Origin of the sequence: Necropsobacter rosorum, assembly GCF_964241405.1 — a bacterium.
In the GTDB taxonomy this organism is placed as follows: Bacteria; Pseudomonadota; Gammaproteobacteria; order Enterobacterales; family Pasteurellaceae; genus Necropsobacter; species Necropsobacter rosorum.
Genome location: NZ_CAXSXF010000001.1, coordinates 176716 through 198983 on the forward strand (window position 1 = coordinate 176716; position 22268 = coordinate 198983).

The following is a 22268-nucleotide window of genomic DNA, read 5'->3' on the forward strand; positions in this document are numbered from 1 at the left end:
TAAAGGACAAATAATGCTGAACTATTTAAAAGACTTATCAATACATCGCGCAGGCTGGCTGCTGCTGTTGCTGTCCGCACTGGCACTGGAAGGCAGTGCGCTTTACTTTCAGTACGGCATGGATTTGGCGCCCTGCGTCATGTGTATTTACGAACGTATAGCATTATTCGGTATCGCCGTTGCCGGGCTTATCGGGCTTATCGCGCCCCGTCTGCTGATTTTACGCCTGACCGCGTTATTAATCGGACTGGGCAGCGCCGTAAAAGGGCTGCTTCTGGCACTCAAGCATGTTGATTATCAGCTGCACCCCGCCCCTTGGAATCAATGTGCTTATAAAGCGGAGTTTCCCCACACCTTACCGCTGGATCAATGGTTTCCCGCAGTGTTCAGCCCTTACGGCTCCTGCTCGGATGTGGTGTGGGAACTCTGGGGACTGTCAATGGCACAATGGATTGCCGTGATCTTCGCTTTTTACACCCTGCTTTTCATCCTACTGCTGATAAGCCAGCTGAAAACAACTAAAAAGCGCCGCCTGCTGTTTAAATAATCTAAAAAAAGTGCGGTTTTTTTACCGCACTTTTCCAACTTTTTACCATCAACCTAACAACAAATATCCTGCACCACAAACTGCAGGGAGTGTCTTGCCCATAGTCGGATTTTTCGTTGTTTCAGGCGTTTCAGACGCAGTGCGCGTCCCTGCGATAAGCTGAACAGTTTACGGTTATTTTTTAAAAACGTTTTTCTTTTTACTGCCATAACAACCTCTTCGTTTATTTATTTTCCACTTGGTTATGTTTAATATCGTCGTCCGTCGCCGAAAGCGGTGTATATTGCGCCGCCGCGCCGTCATGCTGTGCCGTCGGTTGCGCGTCATTCTGTTCGGTCTGACTTTGCTGCACACGGTGATAATTGACAATACTGTTCATATACCGACGGATATTTTCCACATATTGAAACGCCTCGTAGCCGCGCGCATAACCGTATTTCAGATTAGTATAATGCCGTCTTTCCGCCAACAGCGGTAGATTTTTTTTCACATCCAGCCAATTATCCGGATCGCCGCCCAGATTTTTCGTCAGCCGGCGCGCATCCAGTAAATGCCCCAGCCCCATATTATATGCCGCTAAGGCAAACCAAATCCGATCCTCCGGCAAAATGCTGTCCGGCATTTGCCCCAGTAATAAATGCAAATATTCCGAACCGGCTTTAATACTCTGTTCCGGATCGCGCCGATTGCCGATTTTCATTCGATCGGCAGTGGCCTTGGTCAGCATCATCATGCCGCGAACGCCGGTGGGCGAAGTAGCATCCGGATTCCAGTGCGATTCCTGATACGCCACCGCCGCCAGCAAACGCCAGTCCAGCTCCCCCTTATATTTTTCGAACAACGGCGCGAATTTAGGCAGGGTCGTCTCAATCGCCGTCAGGTAAGAGCGGGTATCCACATAATCGAATTGCCCTAGATGATTAAAATATTTCTCTTCGATTCGCGCGATTAATCCGGTTTCAATCGCACCGTTCATAAAATCCAGCAATGCCGCCTGCAATTCGCTGTAGGAATTATTCGGCAAATACCAGTGTACGGTGGACTCATCAGTGACATCAAAGGCGACGGCGAGCTGAGGTTTAATTTGCTGGGTAATAGACACATCAATGGAATTTGCCACCGTATAATCAATTTTACCTTCCGCTACCTGTAGCAATAATTCTTCCTGCGTGTTATCCGCCACCGTCCAGCTCAACTGCGGATACTGCTCCTTAAAGGTCGCTAACAGCCCGTCAAGTTCCGAACCGGCAGCGATCACCAGTTTGCCGTTTAACTGCTGTAGCGAAAGCGGACGATTCTCCCCTTTGCGGTAAGCCAGCTGCCAGGATGCGGAATAATAAGCCGGGCCGATTTGAAAATTCTCCAGCCTGCCGGGCTGATACAGTAAATTGGCCGCCGCAATGTCGATCTGATGTTTCGCCAGCGCAGAAAACAACTCTTCGCCGGTAGCCATCGGACGCACTTCCAGTTCCACATTCAAATAATCGGCGAACGCTTTGCTTAATTCGTATTCCAGCCCGGACTGCCCTTCAATGCCGATAAAATAAGAAATCGGATTATTGATCGTGCCGACAATCAGCTTACCGCGGGATTGGATCGCGCTGTAGCGGTTTTCTTCCGACAGCATGATTTTCTGCCACGGAAACACCATGTCGATGGCCCACAGCAACAATGCAACGGCACCGATAATGCGTAGAAATAACCCTTTCACATGACACCTGCCAGATTAAAAACCGTTAACAATTTCACCGCACTTTTCAGGCGTCTTCGGACGGCCAGGCATGCACGACCGCTTTTACCAGCGTCGCTAACGGAATAGCAAAAAACACGCCCCAAAAGCCCCACAATCCGCCGAAAATCAGCACCGCAACGATAATGGTCAGCGGATGCAGATTAACCGCTTCGGAAAACAAAAACGGCACCAGCAAATTGCCGTCCAGCAGTTGTATGACCAGATAGGCGATCATCAGCGACCAGAATGTCGGCGTCGCACCGAACTGGAATATCGCCACCAGCACCACCGGTATCGTCACCAGCACCGCACCGATGTAAGGAATCAGCACCGAAAGCCCCACCGCCACCGCCAGCAGCAGCGGATAATTCAAACCGAAAAACAGAAAGATGACGTAGGTGATCACCGCGACAATCAGAATCTCGAAAATTTTACCGCGGATATAATTGGCGATCTGCAGCTGCATTTCCTGCCACACTTTATACGCCAGCGTGCGGTTGCGCGGTAAAAAACCGCTGATATAAGTCATCAGTTCCTGTTTATCCTTCAGCAGAAAAAACACCATCAGTGGCACCAAAAAGGCGTAAATCCCCAGCGTGACCAGACTGAGAATAGAGCTGACGGAAAACTTCAACGCAGATTCGCCGAAGCCCAGAATTTTACTTTTAATGCTGCTGAAAATCGCGTCAACCATTTGATAATCAACCACTTCCGGATAATCTTCCGGCAGAGAAAGCAGCCATTCGTTAAGCCGGTTGAACATATGCGGCAAATCGCTGAACAGATTTACGGTCTGATTGACCAGCGTCGGAATCAGCACCAGACTCGCCACCAGCACCAGCCCGGTAAAACTGCCCAGCACCAGAACGGTGGCCAACAGACGCGGACATTTCAGCTTTTCATTCAGAATGCGAATCGGCCATTCCAGTAAATACGCCAGCACAATCGCAATCAGCAACGGCGCCAGCAAATCACTGAAAAAATAAATCGCCACAAACCCAAACAGCAAAATGGCAAGCAGCGCCATCGCCTGCGGATCACTAAAACGGCGGTTATACCAATTTCTTAACATTTCCAGCATAAAATATCCTTACAACGAGCATTTCTACTGATTATAAGGTAAAATTTCAAGGATTTGTATCTGCAAAGGAGTTTTTCTATGAGCGTTAAAATCTATCATAACCCTCACTGTTCAAAAAGCCGCCAAACCTTGGCTCTGCTGGAACGGCACCACATCAACCCGGAAATCGAGTTATATCTGCAAAAACGCTATGGCGTGGCGGAACTGCAAGCGCTGGCGGACAAATTACAGGTCGGCAGCGTACGGGAAATGATGCGCACCAAAGATGAGCTGTACCGCACATTAAAGCTGGACGATACGACGCTCAGCGAACAACAGCTGTTGCAGGCTATCGCCGACCATTCCGCATTACTGGAACGGCCGATTGTGGTCAACGGTGAAAAAGCGAAAATCGGCCGCCCGCCAGAAAGTGTTTTAGCAATTTTATAATTTCGTTTATAATGACGCCCGCCCGAAACAGGGCGTTTATTTTATCAGGAGAGTTTATGAGCAAGAAACATCAACCGCATTTAGCGGTCAACAGCGAGGCCGGACAGCCGCCTGCCGCCTACCGGCACCATAAAGGCACGATTCGCGATAACGCACTGCAGGCCTTACTGCACGATCGCCTGTTTCGCCAGCGCATCGAGAAAAAACGCAAGGGAAAAGGCAGCTATCAGCGTAAAGCGAAACATGCCGGGAAATCACTCGAAAGCCCGATTATCAGATTTTTGGTGACAAAGATTTTATAATCGGGCTTTTTTTATTATGCAAACCACAGAGGTCATTATTATGTCAATAAAAACGGAAGTGTTATTCAGCAATAATTGGAATGTGCGTATCAGTGATCCGGGCGAAGAAGGCGCACGCAGCCATTTTTTTGAAAAAATTTATCTGACGCTGGAAGCCCATATTGACGGCGAAACGATCAGTTATGAATTTACCCGCAAAGTGGAAGATCAGGTCAAAATCAACCGCACTTTTACCGATTTGCAGGCATTATTTAAATTTTTGGGCGATTATCTGGATCCCGTCTCGCTCGGTTTCCTGGGCGTGAAAATCGGCAATCTGGGGGTCACGGTTTGATGTGAAAAGTGCGGTGAAAATTTTGGTATTTTTCACCGCACTTTTAACTTGCTAATTCCTTACCGAATACACCTTAAACTTTCCGGTTTTGGCCAGTACCTGATGCTGGCCGAAATGTTGATCCAGTAAATCGGGGTACGGCAGGAAGGCGTTTGCGACGAGGCGCAGTTCGCCGCCGGGGGTTAAATGCCATTTTGCCTGTCGGATTAATGTTTCCACCGCGCGGTAGGCGGTATCGATGCCGTCGTGAAACGGCGGATTGGAAATAATCAGTTCGAATTTGTCCGAAATCCGGGAAAACACGTCGCTTGCGATAACCTTGCCCCGCAATTGGTTTGCCGTCAATGTCCGCTCGGCGGAAGCCAGCGCCATGGCGTGAATATCCGTCATGGTGAGGTTGATTTGCGGGTTGCGCCGTTTGATATAGCTGCCGATCACTCCGGCACCGCAGCCGAGATCCAGCACATTGCCGCGTATGGGTTCATTTAAGGTGGAAAGCAGCAGTGCCGTACCGGCATCCAGTTCGTTGGCGCTGAACACACCCGGCAGGCTGTAAACGGTAAGGTTATCAAGCGGTCGATAGGTTTTCCAATAATGATCGGCTGCAAAGTGCGGTCGGTTTTGCAGCGAAAAATGATACAGCCCGCAACGACGGGCGCCGTCGATTTTCGCAATCTCACCGTAAGGCGTCAGCAGCGTTTCCGCCGAGCGCACGCCGCAACGGTTTTCTCCGATAATCAGCATTTCCTGCCCTTGCGGCGCCTGTGCCAGCAGCTGCATTAGCTGGAAATTGACTTCCTGTTTGTTTTTTGTCCAGTAATAAATCAGCAAATCCGCCTGTCCGCGAAAAAAGACGGAAAAATCCACCGCACTTTTGCCGTCAGCATAATCGAAATAACACGACCAAATTCGGACGGACTGCGCCGACCGTGCAAGCTGCGCCGGAAAATCATCATGGATCCCGCCGGCAATCAGCAGACTTTTACCGGCCAAAAAAGCCAAATGGCGTTCCAGAACCTGACTTTCGAGAGAAATCACCCTATCAATCCTCTACATTATTGGTTAAAATTGGCGCCTATTATAAAGGAAATCACATACCGATGAACAGACGCGATCTTCTCTTACAGGAAATGGGCATCACCCAATGGCGACTCAGCCGTCCCGCAGCATTGAAAGGTGCGGCGACGATGTCCGTCGGCCAGAATATCCGGTTGGTAATTATTGCCGAACAGGAAATTGCCAAAACACATCCGCTGCTCAACGACATTTTGCGCAGTATCGAAATGCCCGCGCAGGATTGCCTTTGCATCAATTTTGATTTTGCGCCGCTGCTTAACCTGCAACATTCGGTTCATTACTGGCTGCTGAGCGATAATGCGCAAAAAATCGACCGCACTTTGGTTTACTGTAAACAGGCGTTGGCGCAGTGGCAGTCGCCCGACTGGCCGACGCTGCAACAGGATCCGCAAGCCAAGCGCCGTTTATGGCAACAAATTCAACGGCAGGTCGATTGATGAAATTTAACGTTGCTGATCTTGAAGAGGCGGATTTTCCGCGCCTGTTCGCAATCGAACAAGCCGCTCACCTTGTGCCGTGGTCGTTCGGCACATTAAAAAACAATCAGGGCGAACGCTACCTCAATTTGAAAATCCGCAATCATCATGGCGAAATTCTCGGGTTTGCCATCTGCCAGACCGTGCTGGATGAAGCGACACTGTTCAACATCGCCATCGATCCGCCGTTTCAGGGGCAGGGTTTGGGCAAGTTACTGCTGGAGCATCTGATCGCACAATTGCGTCAGAAAGGCATCGCAACGCTCTGGCTGGAAGTGCGCCAATCGAATACCGGCGCCCAACATCTTTACCAACAATGCGGCTTTAATCAGGTGGATATGCGCAAAAATTACTATCCGACCCCGCAAGGCGGACGGGAAAACGCCATCGTCATGGCGTTATGTTTATAAAAGTGCGGTGCTTTTCGGCGCAGAATCGGCTAGCGAACTTTGGCCACCACTTCGCGGGTTAAGCGCCCGATTTCCGCCCAGTTTTTCGCTTCGATCAAGGATTTTTCCACAAACCACGAACCGCCGCAGGCAACGACATTGGCAATCGCCAGATAATCGGTAATATTCTGCACATTGATACCGCCGGTAGGCATAATCTGTAATTGCGCGTAAGGGCCAAGCAGAGCTTTAATCATTTTTACCCCGCCGCTGGCTTCTGCCGGGAAGAATTTCACCGCACTTAAGCCCATTTCCAACGCCGCTTCAATCGCCATCGGATTATTGACGCCCGGCGTAATCGGCAAATCCAGCGCCTGACAAAGCCGCACGATTTTCCGGTTAAATCCCGGCGTCACCACAAAATCCGCGCCGGCATTTTTCGCCTGCACCACCTGCTCGGCGGTCAATACCGTTCCTGCCGCAATCAGTATCTCCGACTGCTGACGGCGCAGCAAACGAATCGCCTCCGCCGCCGCGCCAGAACGGAAGGTAATTTCCACCACCGGCAAACCGTTTTCCGCCAAGGTGTGCGCCAGCGGCAGAATATCTTCCGCCTTATCCAGCGCAATCACAGGCACGACTTTAATCTGTCCGAGTTTTTCGATAATTTGTGCTGTTGTGTAAGTCATTAGCTATCCTCATTAAATGGTTTGATAAAATGCTGCGTCGCATAAGGCGGAATGATTGCGCCCTTGTGCTGAATGACAATGCCCGCCAGCTGATTTCCCTGCCGGCAACAATGCACCAAATCCTTTTGCAGCAGATAACCGTTTAAAAAACCGGCATTAAACGCATCGCCGGCAGAAGTGGTGTCCACCACCTGCGCCACCGCGGTCGTCGGCACGACGGTTTGTTCACCCTTATGCCACAAAATCGCACCGCACTTTCCCCGTTTCAGCACGATTTTACTCATGCCGTAGGCCGCTAAACGCCGCAAACATGCCTGCTCATCCGCATCGCCCCACAGCAAACGTTCATCGTCAACGGTGACCAACGCCACATCAACCTCCGGCAATAATGCCGCATAATACCGCTGTGCCTCCGCCTGATCCTGCCACAGAGACGGACGGTAATTACTGTCGAACACAATCTCAACGCCCGCCGCGCGTAACGATTTCAGCTGCTCAATCAGCAAAGTGCGGTCGTTTTGCGGCAAGATTGCCAGACTGATACCGCTTAAATACAGAATATCAACCTTAGCTAATTCCGATAAAACTTTAGGATAATCAGCATGTTGCAACAAATAGCGGGCGGCAGACTGCGCACGCCAGTACAAAAACGTCCGCTCCCCGTCGTTATCCAGCTGAATCAGATACAGCCCCGGCTGACGAACCGGATCACACAGCACCCAATCGGTGTTAATGCCTTCCGCCCGCCAACGCCGGCGCATCCCCTGACTTAATTTATCCGCCCCCAATACCGACACATAATGCACCTGAATCCGCTCCGGCAACGCCGTACGCGCCAGATAAACGGCGGTATTCAACGTATCGCCGCCGTAAGTCTGCCGCATCTCCCCGAACGGCGCACCATTCAGCTCAATCATACACTCACCAAGCAGGGCTATTTTTTTCATTGCACCACCTTATTTAAAATAATTTTCCGCATTGTGATAACAAATGTTACGCACCATATTTCCCAGCAGTTCAATGTCATGAGGAGCTTCCCCGTTCACAACCCATTTTCCTAACATGTCGCATACAATCCGGCGAAAATATTCATGCCGGGTATAAGACAGAAAACTACGGGAATCAGTCAGCATACCCACAAACTGGCTTAATAGCCCTAATTGAGCAAGCTGCTGCAGCTGGCGTTCCATTCCGTCTTTCTGATCATTAAACCACCAGCCCGAACCGAACTGAATTTTTCCTGCGACCCCACCGGTCTGGAAATTACCAATCATGGTCGCAATCATTTCGTTATCACGCGGATTTAGACAATACAAAATGGTTTTCGGCAGTTCATTATTTTGATCCATTGCATCCAATAGATGAGATAACGGCTCGGCAAAACTACGATCGGCAATAGAATCAAAGCCGGCATCTGCGCCCAATAACTTAAACATACGAGTGTTATTATTACGCAGCGCACCGATATGCATTTGCATAACCCATTGACGCTTAGAATATTCCGATGCAAGCCAAACAAAAAGTGCGGTCGAATATTGATCTATTTCTAACGTTGACAAGCGCTTACCGGCACGACGATCATACAAAATGCGATCCAATTCTTTTTCATCCGGAATCGGTGCAAAACGTACGATTTCCATACCGTGATCAGCCGCTTTGCAGCCATGTTGATCAAAATGGGCTAAGCGCTTAAATAACGCGTTTTTCAATGCACCGAAACTGTTAATGTCAGTATCCGAAACCTGTTCGAGCTGAACGAGATAGTCATTGAATTGCGGTAATTCAATTTTGACTATTTTATCTGGCCGCCATGTCGGCACCACCTGAATATCAAATGTTGTATCTTTTGCAATCGCTTTGTGGTATTCCAAACTATCAATAGGATCATCTGTGGTGCCGGATAATTTCACATTCATCTGCCGCATAATGCCACGCGCAGAAAATTCAGGCTGTTGCAGCATTTCATTACATTCATGCCAGATTTTGACCGCACTTTTTTCATTAAACAGTGTCTCGATACCAAACGGACGGCGCAATTCCAAATGTGTCCAGTGATAAATCGGATTGCCGATACACAAAGGAACGGTTTTCGCCCAAACCAAATATTTTTCATAATGATCGGCTTGTCCGGTAATAAAATGCTCTTCCACACCGGCAGAACGTAAAACCCGCCATTTATAATGATCCCCCTCCAGCCAAATTTCCGCCAAATCAGTAAATTGTCGGTTTTCGGCAATATCCTTCGGACTTAAATGGCAATGGTAATCAAAAATTGGCTGCGCTTTCGCATAATCATGATACAGCCGCCGGGAAATTTCATTTGACAGCAGAAAATCTTCACCCATGAACGTTTTCATCATTTATGCTCCCTTATACCCCGCTATAAGCGGAAAAACCGCCGTCGATCGGCAATACCACACCATTAATGAAACTGGCGTAGTTTTCATCCATTAGGAATAAAATCCCACCGATCAATTCATTTGCTTCGCCGAATCTTGCCATTGGGGTATTGGTCAGGATTTTATGCGCGCGCGGGGTTGGATTGCCGTTCGGATCAAATAACAACGCTCGGTTTTGATTGCCGACTAAAAAACCCGGCGCGATGGCATTACAACGGATTCCGACATGAGAAAAATAAACCGCCAGCCACTGGGTGAAATTACTGATCGCCGCTTTGGCGCCGGAATAAGCCGGAATTTTAGTCAGCGGCGTATAAGCGTTCATGCTGGAAATATTAATAATGTTCGCCCCTTTTTTGCCGATCATATCTTTAGCAAAAACCTGGGTCGGTAATAACGTCCCCAAATAATTCAGGTTAAACACAAACTCAATCCCGCTTTTGTCCAGCTCAAAAAATGATTTGGTCGTTTCGCTCAGATCGAATTCATGAAATTCGTTATCCGTGGTCGCTTTCGGATTATTACCGCCGGCGCCGTTAATCAGAATATCGCAAGTACCGAAATCTCTTGCAATAGCATCTCGCGCCGCCTGAATACTTTCCAGATCCAATACATTGGTCTGATAGGCTTTGGCAATATAACCCTGCTGAACAATTTCCTCCGCCGACTTACTTGCCGCCTCCAGATTAATATCCAGCAACGCCACTTTTGCTCCGGTTTTAGCAATTTCTTTGGCAAAATAAGCACATAACACGCCGCCGGCGCCGGTAATGATGACTAATTTATCTTTAAAATCATGATTTTTGGCAATACTCATGTTGATTTCTCCATGACAAGAAAAATAGGATATGAAAAACATATCCTACTGATTTAACCTTAGTTCCCCAATGCATCGATTTTTTCAATATATTGACCGATAACAGGGTCATTCTGTGCTTTATCATGCATTGGTTTGACCGCATCAATAAACGGCTGTTTATCTACGGTGACAAATTCCACACCCAGTTTTTCTTTGGCTTCTTTCACTTCCTTAGCCGTCATCTCAACCCACAGATCTTTATGATACATCATGGATTTATCCGCTGCTTCTTTCATAATTTTCTGTTGTTCCGGCGTTAATTTTGCCCATGTTTTTTCACTGATAACCAATACATCGGGAATAATGGTATGTTCATCTTCGCTAAAGAATTTCGCTACTTCACCGTGGCGCATTAACGTTAGTGCGGTTTGATTATTTTCTGCACCGTCCACAACGCCCTGCTGTAATGCGGTGTAAAGTTCACCAAACGCCAAAGGTGTTGGTGACGCGCCCAATAATTTCACCATCTCCAAGGCGCTCGGACTAGGTTGAACGCGAATTTTCATACCTTTCAAATCTGCCGGTGTTTTAATCGGTTTTTTGGCATAAAAACTCCGTGCACCGGCGTCATAATAAGTCAGACCGATAAATCCTTTGCCGGCGGAATTATTCAGAATCTTTTGTCCGACCTCCGCATCCTGTAGCACTTTATAATAGTGATCGCTGTTTTTAAACAAATAAGGTACGTTAAATGCGGCAAACGTCGGCTCAAACGCTTCCAGTTCACTGGCATTCGATTTTGCCATATCTAGGGAACCGGCTTGTAATAATTCCATGGATTCACGTTGATTACCGAGCTGACTGTTCGGATAAATCCGAATAATGAGGTCACCATCACTGGCTTTTTTTACTTCGTCAGCCATATACTGCATTGAAATATGCACCGGGTGGGTTTTATCATTATTATGACTGAGTTTCAGAACCGTTTTAGCCGACACGCCAACTGAAACCGCCGCCACTAATCCGCCGATAATCAAGGATAATGCCTTTTTTTTCATACACATAATTAAGTCTCCTTATTTGTTTGCATTAAATTATAGATCGCTACAACCACATACTTTTCACAGTAATTACCTCTCCATCGCCAAGATACTAAACCAATTAATAAAATTGCACCAATATATTTCATTAATTATGTGATGAAAGTCACATTTCACACAATTAAACATGCACAAAAAAATTAAAAACGCTATATTTGGTTTACCAATTTAATGTATTTCAACTAATAGGAGAAAGATCATATGGCCAGCAGACTCATATCCGCTCTTGATCGAATATTGGCAACTTTTTGCGTTGTCTTATGTTCCGCCCTTGTCTTATGTGTCGTATGGCAGGTATTTTCACGCTATGTATTAAATGATCCCAGCACAATAACAGATGAACTCGCCCGTTTCCTATTCATTTGGGTAGGCTTAATCGGCGCCGCTTACGGATTGGGACAGAAAAAGCATCTGGCGATCGATCTGCTTTTAACTAAATTAGAAAGTTCACCAATAAAACATACTGTTATGCAGATTATTATTACACTAATCGGCTTGGCATTTACCTTAATTATCATGTGTTACGGCGGTGGAAGACTGGTTTTCGATATCATGAAGGCCGGTCAGATTTCACCTGTTTTAGGAGTTGAAATGGGACTGGTTTACCTTGCGATTCCTATCAGCGGTTTCTTTATGCTTGTATTTCTAATCAGAGATCTTTTCAACGAATTCGGTCAATTATCGGCTAAAGATTAACAATTAAAAAGGTAAAATATTATGGAATGGTCAACAATCCTCGTTCTCTGCGGCAGTTTCTTTGCGCTTCTCGCTATTGGCACACCAATTTCCTTTGCAATTGGTATAGCATCATTATTAACCATTACAATGTCTATTCCCTTTGATTCTGCAATTGCGGTGATCTCACAAAAAATGGCATCTGGATTAGACAGTTTTTCACTGCTCGCCATTCCGTTTTTTATTCTGGCCGGTAATATTATGAATCGCGGCGGAATCGCATTACGCTTGGTTGAATTCGCTAAAGTACTGGGCGGGCGTCTACCGGGTTCGCTGGCTCATGTCAACGTATTGGCCAATATGATGTTCGGTTCGATTTCAGGTTCGGCCGTTGCAGCCACTGCCGCCGTCGGCAGCACGATGGGGCCTTTACAAAAGAAAGAAGGCTATGATCCGGCATTTTCCGCCGCAGTGAACATTACCTCATCCCCCACCGGATTGCTGATCCCGCCAAGTAACACTTTTATCGTTTATTCCTTGATTTCCGGCGGTACATCTATCGGCGCACTCTTTCTGGCCGGTTATATTCCCGGTATTCTGATGGGATTGGGCATTATGTTAGTGGCCGGTTTTATTGCCAAAAAACGCGGTTATCCGGTTTCACCGAAGCCTACTGCAAAAGAAGTTGTTCATAAAACGCTGGACGCTTTACCCAGTTTAGGGTTAGTCGTCGTCATTATCGGCGGCATTATTATCGGTATTTTCACCGCAACGGAAGCCTCCGCAATCGCCGTAGTTTACACATTAATTTTGTCGGTAGGAATTTATCGCGAAATTCCGTTAAAACAATTACCGTCAATTATTCTGGAAGCCATGGTCACAACCTCTATCGTGCTATTATTGATCGGTACGTCTATGGGGATGTCATGGGCGATGGCAAACGCAGATATTCCTTACATTATCAGTGACGCTTTATTAACGGTATCAGAAAATCCGATTATTATTCTGCTGATTATCAACCTAATTTTACTTATTGTCGGTACTTTTATGGATATGACGCCGGCATTATTGATTTTTACACCGATTTTCTTGCCGATAGCCTTGGAACTCGGCATGGATCCGGTACATTTCGGTATTTTAATGACATTTAACTTATCTATCGGAATTTGTACTCCGCCGGTAGGCAGTACCCTATTCGTCGGTTGTTCCGTTGCCGGTGTAAAAATCGATCGTGTGATTAAACCGTTACTTCCGTTTTACTCAGTACTGATCATCACCTTATTAATGGTTACGTTTATTCCGCAGCTGAGCTTATTGTTACCTCAATGGTTACTAGGCTACTAATTTTGGGAGTATCACAATGAAAACATTAAAAGCCGCTGGTTTTTTAACAAGACAACACAACCGCATTGATATTCAATGCGAACACGATATAACACTGCATATTTTTGTGCTGGAAGAAGATATTTTCCGTATTGCATTTACCAGAAACAATAAATTTAAAGTCCCGCATACCTGGGCAATCGCGCCAAATCAACAGGATGTGGAATGGCAAGGACGGGATAAATGGTCATCGGACGGTTTTTCACTGCCGGATTACCAATTCAGCCAAACAGAAAAAACACTGGAAATTTCGACCGCACTTTTGAAGGTCATTGTTCATCAACCACTCTATCTGGAATGGCAATATAAGAAAAACGGCAAATGGCAAACCTTTGTGACCGACAGAAAAACAGGCGCCTATTTATTCGGTATTTCCAACCCTCGGATTTCCCACTTTTTACAACGGGATACACAGGATCATTACTACGGACTGGGAGAAAAAACAGGAAATCTGAATCGCCACGGACGCCGATTCGAAATGCGAAACATTGATGCAATGGGTTATAACGCGGAATATATGGATCCGTTATATAAACATATTCCGTTTTATATTACCCACAGCTCGGAGGTCAGTTATGGTTTATATTATGACAACCTTGCGCCCTGCTGGTTTATTCTGGGCAGCGAAATCGATAACTATCACGCCTATTACCGCAATTATAAAACCGAAGACGGCGATCTTGATTACTATATGATTTTAGGTCCGCAAATATTAGCGGTAACAAAAAAATATACCAAATTAACCGGCGGTACGTTTTTCGGCCCGAAATGGAGTCTGGGTTACAGCGGTTCCACCATGAGTTATACCGATGCGCCGGACGCACAGCAACAATTAAAAAAATTCGTCGAGTTATGCCGTCAGCATGATATTCCCTGCGATTCATTTCAATTATCATCAGGTTATACGTCAATTAACGGTAAACGCTATGTGTTCAACTGGAATTACGATAAGATCCCTCAACCATTAGAGATGAGCGCAGATTTTCACCGTGCGGGCATGAAACTGGCAGCCAACATTAAACCCTGTTTGTTACAGGATCATCCTCGCTATGACGAGGCAGCAAAGCTTGGGTTGTTTGTTAAAGATTCCGCATCAGATAAGCCCGAACGTTCCATGTTCTGGGACGATGAGGGATCGCATCTGGACTTTACCAATCCGGATACCATACGCTGGTGGAAACAAAACGTCACAAAACAATTACTGGAATACGGCATTGATTCCACCTGGAATGATAACAATGAATTTGAAATCTGGGACGACAACGCAAAATGTCATTATTTCGGTAAAGGAATGCCAATTAAATTAATCCGTCCTTTACATCCTTTATTAATGATGAAATCGTCTTATGAAGCGCAACGAGAATTTGCGCCCCATTTACGTCCCTATCTGATTTCCCGCTCCGGAAGCCCCGGGATGAACCGTTATGTACAAACCTGGTCGGGCGACAATCGGACAAGCTGGAATACGTTAAAATACAATATCAAAATGGGATTGGGAATGAGTTTATCCGGCCTGTATAACATCGGTCATGATGTCGGTGGATTTTCGGGTAATAAACCCGATCCTGAATTATTTGTGCGCTGGGTGCAAAACGGTATCATGCATCCGCGTTTTACCATTCATTCCTGGAATGACGATAAAACAGTCAACGAACCTTGGATGTATCCTGAGGTCACCGACATTATCCGCGATACGATCAAATTACGTTATCGATTAATGCCTTATCTGTATAATATTTTCTGGCAGGCTCATTGCGAATTTGAACCGATGCTGCGTCCGACATTTTTAGATCACGAACATGACCCCCGCACTTTTGCAGAATGTGATGACTATCTGCTAGGAAAAGACTTGCTGGTTGCCTCTGTGGTTGAAGAACAGCAACGACACAGAGATGTCTATCTACCGCAAAATCATGTGGGATGGTTTGATTTTTATACTCATCAATGGTACGCAGGCGGCCAAACACTCACCGTTAATGCACCGCTGAATCAAATCCCGTTATTTGTAAAAGCCGGCGCCGTTATTCCGATGAGCGACAGAACTGCTTACGCCTGTGCGGAAAAAGATACCGTCAGAATCCTGGCAATTTATCCGTTTAAACAAAACGGCATAAGCGAATCAATAATTTTCGATGACGATGGAGAGAGTTTTGCATATCTCAATGGTGAATACCTCAAATTAACGATAAAATTAACCTGTGATTCAGCTGTCGTTGAATTAAATATTCATAAATCGGGAAATTGGCAACCGGCTTATAAACATTTACTCATCAGACTGCCTGATCACGAAAATAGAAAACTCGTTATAAATGGAAAACCAGTCAGTCAAGGAAGTCTGCTAAGTATGAACAAAATACCTAATGAGGTTTAACAAATGACAAAAAATGCAGAGTTACGCTCTTATAAAAAAATCGGTTCAATCCTACGGCAGGAACTGATTGACGGTGTTTATAAAATCGGAGACCGATTACCGCCGGAGCGAGATCTTGCAGAAAAAATGGATGTTAGCCGTACCGTTGTCCGCGAAGCCATTATTATGCTTGAACTGGAAAATCTAGTCTCCGTCCGAAAAGGTTCCGGTGTTTATGTCATCAATTTGCCACTGCGCCAAACAGCAACCGAAGCCTTTTATGAAGATGTAGGACCTTTTGAATTACTACAGGCCCGACAACTCATTGAAAGCAGCATTGCCGAATTTGCCGCCATACAGGCAAACCGCAGTGACATTCAACGGTTAAGAGAAATTCTGCACAACGAACGGATTATGCTGGAAGAAGATGACAGTGATTATTCTGCGGATGCGGAATTCCATAGTGCGATCGCAGAAATCACCCAGAATGAGGTACTGATTCAGACTCAGAAAAATTTATGGAAATACCGAAAAAATTCTATGTGGCAGGGCTTACATTCACATATTGCAGATCGGGAATACCGGAAACTGTGGTTAAAAGATCACGAACTTATTCTGAGCAGCATTCAACGTAAAAATCCCGCACTGGCTAAAAAAGCAATGTGGCAACACTTGGAAAACGTTAAACAGAAACTTTTTGAATTATCCGACGTGGAACATCCTGACTTCGACGGCTTTCTGTTTAATGTCAATCCCGTTGCCGTGGGACTTTAAACTAACAACATAATACAAGGAGTTTTCTATGGAACAAACCTGGCGTTGGTACGGGCCGAAGGATCCCGTCTCATTATCAGATATCAGACAAGCGGGGGCGACCGGTATTGTGACCGCACTTCATCATATTCCGAACGGGCAGGTCTGGAGTATCGAAGAAATTCAAAAACGCAAAGCGTTAATCGAACAGGCGGGGCTGAGTTGGTCGGTGGTGGAAAGCGTGCCGGTGCATGAAGAAATAAAAACGCAGACCGGCCGCTATCAAACCTGGATTGACAACTATAAACAGACGTTACGTCATCTGGCGCAATGCGGTATCGATACGGTTTGTTACAATTTTATGCCGGTTCTGGACTGGACAAGAACGGATTTGGCATACCAAATGCCGGACGGTTCCAAAGCCTTACGTTTCGATCAGATCGCATTTGCCGCTTTTGAACTGCATATTTTACAACGTCCGAACGCTGCGCAATCTTATACACCGGAAGAACAAGCCGCGGCGAAAACCTATTTTGAGCGGATGACAGCGCAGGACATTGAGCAGCTCACTCAAAACATCATTGCCGGTCTGCCGGGCGCGGAAGAAGGTTATACACTGGCCGAATTTCAGGGGCAGCTTGACCGTTATAAAGAGATTTCGGCAGAAAAATTCCGTACCCATTTGGCTTACTTCCTGAAAGAAATTATCCCGGTGGCGCAGGAAGTCGGCATCCGCATGGCGATTCACCCCGATGATCCGCCACGCCCGATTTTAGGTTTACCGCGGGTGGTTTCCACTATTGAGGATATGCAATGGTTTGTTGAAACCGAGCCGTTGCCGGCCAACGGCTTTACCATGTGTACCGGATCTTATGGCGTTCGTTCCGATAATGATCTGGTCAGCATGACGGAGAAATTCGCCGATCGCATTTATTTTGCCCATTTACGTTCCACCTGCCGTGAAGACAATCCGCTAAGTTTCCACGAAGCCGCTCATTTAGAGGGCGATGTGGATATGTTCCGGGTCACGAAAGCCTTATTAACGGAAGAATATCGCCGCAAGGCAAACGGTGATTCGCGCCTGATTCCGATGCGTCCGGATCATGGTCATCAGATGCTGGATGATCTACATAAAAAAACCAATCCGGGCTATTCCGCTATCGGCCGTTTAAAAGGGCTGGCGGAATTCCGCGGGTTGGAGCTGGCGCTGAAAAGAATCTTTTTTGACAAGTAAATTCCGTTGACTGCAACACAGGACGGGCTTTCACTTATAAAGCCCGTCTTGCTGCGATAATCTAAGCACAGGCTATGAATATCAAAACATATCGCGGTGAAGCGATATTATTTATCGTTACCCTGATCGCCGCTTCAGGCTGGTTCTTCTCCAAATATTCCATTGCGGAATTTCCGCCGTTGGGCTTTATCGGGCTGCGCTTTTCTGTTGCCGCGCTATTATTTCTGCCCTTTGCTTACCCGCAATTAAAACAACTCTCCAAACAGCAGATAATACGAGCCACCGCGGTCGGCCTGTGTTACACCTTTTATCTGACATTATGGCTGTTAGGCCTGCTAAACAGTCACCACTTCGGCGAAGGGGCTTTTTTGGTCAGCTTATCTATGCTGATTGCGCCGCTGTTATCCTGGTTGTTTTTCAAACAAGCACCGCATAAACTGTTTCGCTTATCCTTGCCCGCTGCCGCCTTGGGCTTGTATTTACTGTCTTATAAACCGGGCGGATTGAGCTTATCCCTCGGCAGTCTGATTTTTCTTTCCTCATCCCTGTCCGCCGCAATTTATTTTATTCTGAACAATAAATTCGCCCGCAATATTCCGGTTCTGTCATTAACCACCATTCAAATCGGCGTGGTCGGCCTTTGCTGTTCGCTGTATTCGCTGTGTTTTGAAAGCTGGTCGCAGCCGATTTCCGCTCAGGCGTGGCTGTGGTTTGCCGCCAGTGTGCTGATCGCAACCAATTTGCGTATGCTGTTACAAACGATGGGACAAAAATATTGTGATGTGACCAACGGCGCAATTATTATGATTTTAGAACCGGTGTGGACATTAATGCTGAGCGTGCTCATTCTGCACGAGACGTTGAGCGTTTATAAACTTGCCGGCTGCGCCTTGATTTTACTGGCATTAATTATTTATCGTCTACCCTGGCTGCGCACCAAAACAGACCGCTAGCGGCTTTACAACCAACGCCGCACTTTTCGACAATAGGCCCGGTATGCCTCACCGAACAGATTATTCAGCATATTCTCTTCCGGTTTGATCTGCAGATAATTCATCAGCAGCACAAATAACGGCAGACCGATTACCGCACTTAACGCGCCCAACCAGAGAAACCAGGCAATTAAAATAAGGAGCAGACTCAGATACATCGGATTGCGGCTAAGAGCATATACCCCGTTTGTCACTAAAACGGAGGATTTTTCAAGGCTTATCGGGCTAACCGTGGTGCCGCGATGATAAAACTGCCCTAAACCGGCCACAGCAATGCCAGCGGCAAGCAGTAATATGATAAAAACCCACCAAACAGACACGGAAAAAACATAAACGGGCGGCAAACACCCCATCAATGCGGCGCAGGCGATAAACAGCGGCGGCGGCGGAATGCGTATGCGTTTCATAGCAATGACCTGTTTTTGAATTGCAATGCTTAAATGAGTATCACCATACTAACAAAAAAGGCCTGAGGAAATACTCAGACCTTATGATAAAAACTATAAATTATTTAACCGCACTTGAATCAGTTGGGCTTCCAGCGGGCTGGCGTTGTGCAGCGCGTTTTCAAAACTGGTTTTGGCGCCGGCTTTATCGCCTTTGGCCAACAAAATATCACCGCGCATTAACTGTTTACGGCTTTCCCAGCTTTCGCCTTTCACCTGCTGCAAACTGTCCAGCGCCGCATCCAGCTGTTGCTGCTGGAGCTGAACCGCCGCTAAACGCAACAGACTGACTGAGGTCAGAATATCATCGGCGGATGCGCTTACCGCTTGTTTCAACAAATTTTCCGCTTGTGCAAAATCTTGTTTGTTGACCGCCGATTTGGCGGCATCCAGTAATGCGAACACCGCATAGCTGGTTTTATCATTATCTTTCACGAATTGCTCAAGCTTGGCGTTCTGCGCGGCAACGTCCTGCTGCGCGCCGTAAATCAATTGATCATATTGAGCCGAAATCCGCTGCATTTTACTCACCTGATGATCCTGCCAGTAGCGCCAGCCGAACACGCCGGCAAAGGTAAGCACCACGATCACAATGATGGATTTATAATTTTCTTTCCACCAGTTTTTCAGTTCGTTGAGTTCCTGTTCTTCTTCGACGGTGTACGCCATTTTTCTGTCCTCTTAGTAAAATTTCTCACTTAAATACTCAATCAGCGCAGATTGTGCCACAGTTTGCTGCTCGCCGCCACCGCGTAAATCCTTTAACACCACATTTTGCGTGGCCACCTCGCTTTCGCCCAGTACCAACGCAAATTTCGCGGCAAGTTTATCCGCACGTTTAAATTGTTTTTTAAAGTTTCCGCCGCTGCAATGGGTCATAATACGCAAGTGCGGTAGCGCGGTGCGCAGTTTTTCCGCCAGACGGAAAGCGGCAAGCGTCGTCCCTTCGCCGGCATACACCAAATAAATATCCACGGCATTGGGTAATACAATGTTTTTATTGACTTCCTGCACCAGCAGCACCAGACGCTCCAATCCCATAGCGAAACCAACGCCCTGTGTGGCATGACCGCCCAGTTGTTCCACCAGCCCGTCATAACGTCCGCCGCCACAAACCGTTCCTTGCGCGCCCAAGGCATCGGTGACCCACTCGAATACGGTTTTATTGTAATAATCCAGCCCACGCACCAGTTTCGGGTTAATCTCATAACCGATTCCCATGCCGTCCAGTAATTCGCACAACTGTTGGAAATGGGTACGGCTTTCATCATCCAGATAATCCAGCAATTTCGGCGCATCATTCAACACCGCCTGCAACGCCTGATTTTTAGTATCCAGAATCCGCAACGGATTTTTCACCAGACGTTCTTTTTCTTCCTCGCTCATCAGTGCGGTGTGTTTTGTCAAAAATTCCACCAAGGCAGAACGATAATTCGCCCGCGCCTGCGGCGAGCCGATAGAATTCAGCTGCAAAGACACATGCTGCTCAATGCCGAGCGCCTTCCAAAGACGGGCAGTCAACAGGATTAATTCCGCATCGATTTCCGGATTCGGGATACCGAAAATTTCCACGCCGGCCTGATGGAACTGGCGATAACGCCCTTTTTGCGGCCGTTCGTGGCGAAACATCGGGCCGAGATACCACAGCCGCTGTTCATTATTGTAAATCCAACCGTGTTCGATCGCCGCACGCACGCAGCCCGCCGTGCCTTCCGGACGCAGGGTTAATTGCTCGTCATTATCCCAAAAGGTGTACATTTCTTTGGACACCACATCCGTCACTTCGCCGATCGCGCGGGCGAACAACGGCGTCGCTTCCACAATCGGCATCCGCACTTCGGAATAGCCGTAACCGGCAAGCACGGTGCGAACTTTATCTTCAACCCATTGCCATAACGGACTTTCTGTCGGGGAACAATCGTTCATTCCCCGAATTGCTTGAATGGTTTTTGCCACAATATCTTCCTTAAATAATTCGGTTTTTCGAATCCTGTTGCGCCACTCTGGCACGGATTTTCGCTTCTAACTGATCAATCAGCGCGTCATTGTCAAAACGCTCTTTCTGCCGCTCGCCGTTAAGATAATAGCCGCTTTTTTTATTGCCGCCGGTTACGCCTAAATCGGAAACCAGCGCTTCGCCCGGGCCGTTTACCACGCAACCGATAATGGACACGTCCATCGGCGTAATAATATCTTCCAGACGCTGTTCCAGCGCATTGACCGTGCCGATTACATCAAATTCTTGACGGGAACAGGTCGGACAGGCGATAAAATTAATGCCGCGCGAACGAATGCGCAGGGATTTCAGAATATCGAAACCGACTTTGATTTCCTCCACCGGATCCGCCGCCAGCGAAACCCGCAGGGTATCGCCGATACCTTCCGCCAGTAGCATACCCAAACCGATGGCGGATTTCACCGCACCGGCACGCGCGCCGCCCGCTTCGGTAATTCCCAGATGCAGCGGCTGTTTAATCGCTTTAGCTAATAAGCGATAACTTTCCACCGCCAAAAACACATCGGAAGCCTTAACGCTGACTTTAAACTGATCAAAATTGAGGCTATCCAGAATCTCCACATGACGCAGCGCACTTTCCAATAGCGCTTCCGGAGTCGGTTCGCCGTATTTTTCCTGTAGATCTTTTTCCAGCGAGCCGGCATTCACCCCGATACGAATCGGGATATTGTTATCTTTGGCGCAATCCACCACCGCGCGGATCCGATCTTCACGGCCGATATTGCCGGGATTAATGCGCAGGCAATCTACGCCGTATTCCGCCACTTTCAGTGCGATGCGGTAATCAAAATGAATATCCGCCACCAGCGGAACCTGCACCTGCTGTTTAATGGCTTTAAACGCTTCGGCGGCGTCCATCGTCGGCACGGAAACCCGCACGATGTCCGCGCCCACGCGTTCCAGCGATTTAATCTGCGCCACCGTCGCCGCCACATCGGTGGTGCGGGTGTTGGTCATGGATTGCACCGCAATCGGCGCATCGCCGCCGATCGGCACATTGCCGACATAAATTTTGCTTGATTCACGGCGCTTAATCGTCGGTTTTGCTAACATCTTTTACTCTC

The 22268-nt window shown here is 47.2% G+C and carries 24 protein-coding genes and 1 pseudogene; 12 read left to right on the forward strand and 13 right to left on the reverse strand.

The annotated features are described in order from the left end of the window. The first annotated feature begins 13 nt into the window (after positions 1-13). Positions 14-547, forward strand: coding sequence for a disulfide bond formation protein DsbB (gene dsbB, locus ACESOH_RS00810; protein ID WP_373099042.1), 534 nt, complete (start codon positions 14-16; stop codon positions 545-547). A gap of 53 nt (positions 548-600) precedes the next feature. Here dsbB and ACESOH_RS00815 read toward each other — a convergent pair whose 3' ends face one another. The 3 genes from ACESOH_RS00815 to ACESOH_RS00825 are packed head-to-tail and all read right to left on the reverse strand — an operon-like array spanning position 601 to position 3360. Continuing rightward, a complete protein-coding gene (locus ACESOH_RS00815; RefSeq protein WP_373099043.1) occupies positions 601-756 on the reverse strand; it encodes a hypothetical protein in 156 nt (51 codons plus the stop codon). A gap of 14 nt (positions 757-770) precedes the next feature. Continuing rightward, positions 771-2258, reverse strand: a complete 1488-nt coding sequence (gene mltF / locus ACESOH_RS00820) for a membrane-bound lytic murein transglycosylase MltF (protein ID WP_373099045.1) — start codon at positions 2256-2258, stop codon at positions 771-773. A gap of 46 nt (positions 2259-2304) precedes the next feature. After that, positions 2305-3360: an AI-2E family transporter gene (locus ACESOH_RS00825; RefSeq protein ID WP_032092536.1), complete on the reverse strand. Its 1056-nt coding sequence runs from the start codon at positions 3358-3360 to the stop codon at positions 2305-2307. A gap of 78 nt (positions 3361-3438) precedes the next feature. Here ACESOH_RS00825 and arsC point away from each other — a divergent pair, with 78 nt between their 5' ends. The 3 genes and pseudogenes from arsC to ACESOH_RS00840 all read left to right on the forward strand — a co-directional run bounded on the left by arsC (position 3439) and on the right by ACESOH_RS00840 (position 4425). Next, a complete protein-coding gene (gene arsC, locus ACESOH_RS00830; protein ID WP_373099047.1) occupies positions 3439-3789 on the forward strand; it encodes an arsenate reductase (glutaredoxin) in 351 nt (116 codons plus the stop codon). A 56-nt stretch (positions 3790-3845) separates the two neighbouring features. Next, a pseudogene (locus ACESOH_RS00835) lies at positions 3846-4141 on the forward strand (alternative ribosome-rescue factor A). Continuing rightward, complete coding sequence (locus tag ACESOH_RS00840) at positions 4132-4425, forward strand: DUF5377 family protein (protein WP_032092533.1); 294 nt, start codon at positions 4132-4134, stop codon at positions 4423-4425. The pseudogene ACESOH_RS00835 and the gene ACESOH_RS00840 overlap by 10 nt, the downstream one beginning before the upstream one ends. Positions 4426-4476: 51 nt before the next feature. Here the strand turns inward: ACESOH_RS00840 and rsmC are convergent, their stop codons facing one another. Next, on the reverse strand, positions 4477-5463 hold the full coding sequence (gene rsmC, locus ACESOH_RS00845; RefSeq protein WP_373099048.1) for a 16S rRNA (guanine(1207)-N(2))-methyltransferase RsmC: 987 nt from the start codon (positions 5461-5463) through the stop codon (positions 4477-4479). Positions 5464-5525: 62 nt separating this feature from the next. On the opposite strand from rsmC, the gene ACESOH_RS00850 reads away from it, so the two are divergent. Beyond that, entirely contained in the window at positions 5526-5939 is a 414-nt protein-coding gene (locus ACESOH_RS00850; RefSeq protein ID WP_373099050.1) for a DNA polymerase III subunit psi, read from the forward strand. Beyond that, positions 5939-6388, forward strand: coding sequence for a ribosomal protein S18-alanine N-acetyltransferase (gene rimI / locus ACESOH_RS00855; protein ID WP_032092530.1), 450 nt, complete (start codon positions 5939-5941; stop codon positions 6386-6388). Before ACESOH_RS00850 ends, rimI begins: the two co-directional genes overlap by 1 nt. A 29-nt stretch (positions 6389-6417) precedes the next feature. On the opposite strand, the gene ACESOH_RS00860 is transcribed toward rimI, so the two are convergent. The 5 genes from ACESOH_RS00860 to ACESOH_RS00880 are packed head-to-tail and all read right to left on the reverse strand — an operon-like array spanning position 6418 to position 11318. Continuing rightward, the gene (locus tag ACESOH_RS00860; protein ID WP_373099052.1) at positions 6418-7056 is read right to left on the reverse strand and encodes a bifunctional 4-hydroxy-2-oxoglutarate aldolase/2-dehydro-3-deoxy-phosphogluconate aldolase; all 639 of its coding nucleotides are present in this window, start codon (positions 7054-7056) and stop codon (positions 6418-6420) included. Continuing rightward, on the reverse strand, positions 7056-8003 hold the full coding sequence (locus ACESOH_RS00865; protein ID WP_373099053.1) for a sugar kinase: 948 nt from the start codon (positions 8001-8003) through the stop codon (positions 7056-7058). The genes ACESOH_RS00860 and ACESOH_RS00865 overlap by 1 nt, the downstream gene beginning before the upstream one ends. A gap of 9 nt (positions 8004-8012) precedes the next feature. After that, positions 8013-9413: a glucuronate isomerase gene (gene uxaC / locus ACESOH_RS00870; protein WP_373099845.1), complete on the reverse strand. Its 1401-nt coding sequence runs from the start codon at positions 9411-9413 to the stop codon at positions 8013-8015. 13 nt (positions 9414-9426) lie between these two features. After that, positions 9427-10272 (reverse strand): SDR family oxidoreductase, encoded by an 846-nt coding sequence (locus ACESOH_RS00875; protein WP_373099055.1) that lies wholly within the window; start codon positions 10270-10272, stop codon positions 9427-9429. Between the two features lie 59 nt (positions 10273-10331). Beyond that, complete coding sequence (locus ACESOH_RS00880) at positions 10332-11318, reverse strand: TRAP transporter substrate-binding protein (protein WP_373099056.1); 987 nt, start codon at positions 11316-11318, stop codon at positions 10332-10334. A 237-nt stretch (positions 11319-11555) separates the two neighbouring features. On the opposite strand from ACESOH_RS00880, the gene ACESOH_RS00885 reads away from it, so the two are divergent. The 6 genes from ACESOH_RS00885 (at position 11556) to ACESOH_RS00910 (ending at position 18702) form a co-directional block, all read left to right on the forward strand. Further along, the gene (locus ACESOH_RS00885) at positions 11556-12050 is read left to right on the forward strand and encodes a TRAP transporter small permease (RefSeq protein ID WP_373099058.1); all 495 of its coding nucleotides are present in this window, start codon (positions 11556-11558) and stop codon (positions 12048-12050) included. A 21-nt stretch (positions 12051-12071) separates the two neighbouring features. Continuing rightward, positions 12072-13373 carry a TRAP transporter large permease gene (locus ACESOH_RS00890; protein WP_373099059.1) on the forward strand — a complete coding sequence of 434 codons (1302 nt, stop codon included), beginning with the start codon at positions 12072-12074 and terminating at the stop codon, positions 13371-13373. Positions 13374-13389: 16 nt separating this feature from the next. Next, on the forward strand, positions 13390-15783 hold the full coding sequence (locus tag ACESOH_RS00895; protein WP_373099061.1) for a glycoside hydrolase family 31 protein: 2394 nt from the start codon (positions 13390-13392) through the stop codon (positions 15781-15783). Positions 15784-15786: 3 nt separating this feature from the next. Beyond that, positions 15787-16536, forward strand: coding sequence for an FCD domain-containing protein (locus ACESOH_RS00900; protein WP_373099063.1), 750 nt, complete (start codon positions 15787-15789; stop codon positions 16534-16536). A gap of 28 nt (positions 16537-16564) precedes the next feature. Beyond that, positions 16565-17749 (forward strand): mannonate dehydratase, encoded by a 1185-nt coding sequence (uxuA, locus tag ACESOH_RS00905; RefSeq protein WP_373099065.1) that lies wholly within the window; start codon positions 16565-16567, stop codon positions 17747-17749. A gap of 74 nt (positions 17750-17823) precedes the next feature. Further along, positions 17824-18702, forward strand: coding sequence for a DMT family transporter (locus tag ACESOH_RS00910; RefSeq protein WP_373099067.1), 879 nt, complete (start codon positions 17824-17826; stop codon positions 18700-18702). 5 nt (positions 18703-18707) lie between these two features. Here the strand turns inward: ACESOH_RS00910 and ACESOH_RS00915 are convergent, their stop codons facing one another. The 4 genes from ACESOH_RS00915 to ispG form a co-directional block, all read right to left on the reverse strand. Beyond that, positions 18708-19148, reverse strand: coding sequence for a methyltransferase family protein (locus ACESOH_RS00915; RefSeq protein ID WP_373099069.1), 441 nt, complete (start codon positions 19146-19148; stop codon positions 18708-18710). Positions 19149-19241: 93 nt separating this feature from the next. Next, positions 19242-19856, reverse strand: coding sequence for a YfgM family protein (locus tag ACESOH_RS00920; protein WP_373099071.1), 615 nt, complete (start codon positions 19854-19856; stop codon positions 19242-19244). Positions 19857-19868: 12 nt separating this feature from the next. Further along, positions 19869-21143: a histidine--tRNA ligase gene (gene hisS / locus ACESOH_RS00925; RefSeq protein ID WP_373099072.1), complete on the reverse strand. Its 1275-nt coding sequence runs from the start codon at positions 21141-21143 to the stop codon at positions 19869-19871. 10 nt (positions 21144-21153) lie between these two features. Further along, complete coding sequence (gene ispG, locus ACESOH_RS00930; protein WP_373099074.1) at positions 21154-22257, reverse strand: flavodoxin-dependent (E)-4-hydroxy-3-methylbut-2-enyl-diphosphate synthase; 1104 nt, start codon at positions 22255-22257, stop codon at positions 21154-21156. Positions 22258-22268: the final 11 nt, after the last annotated feature.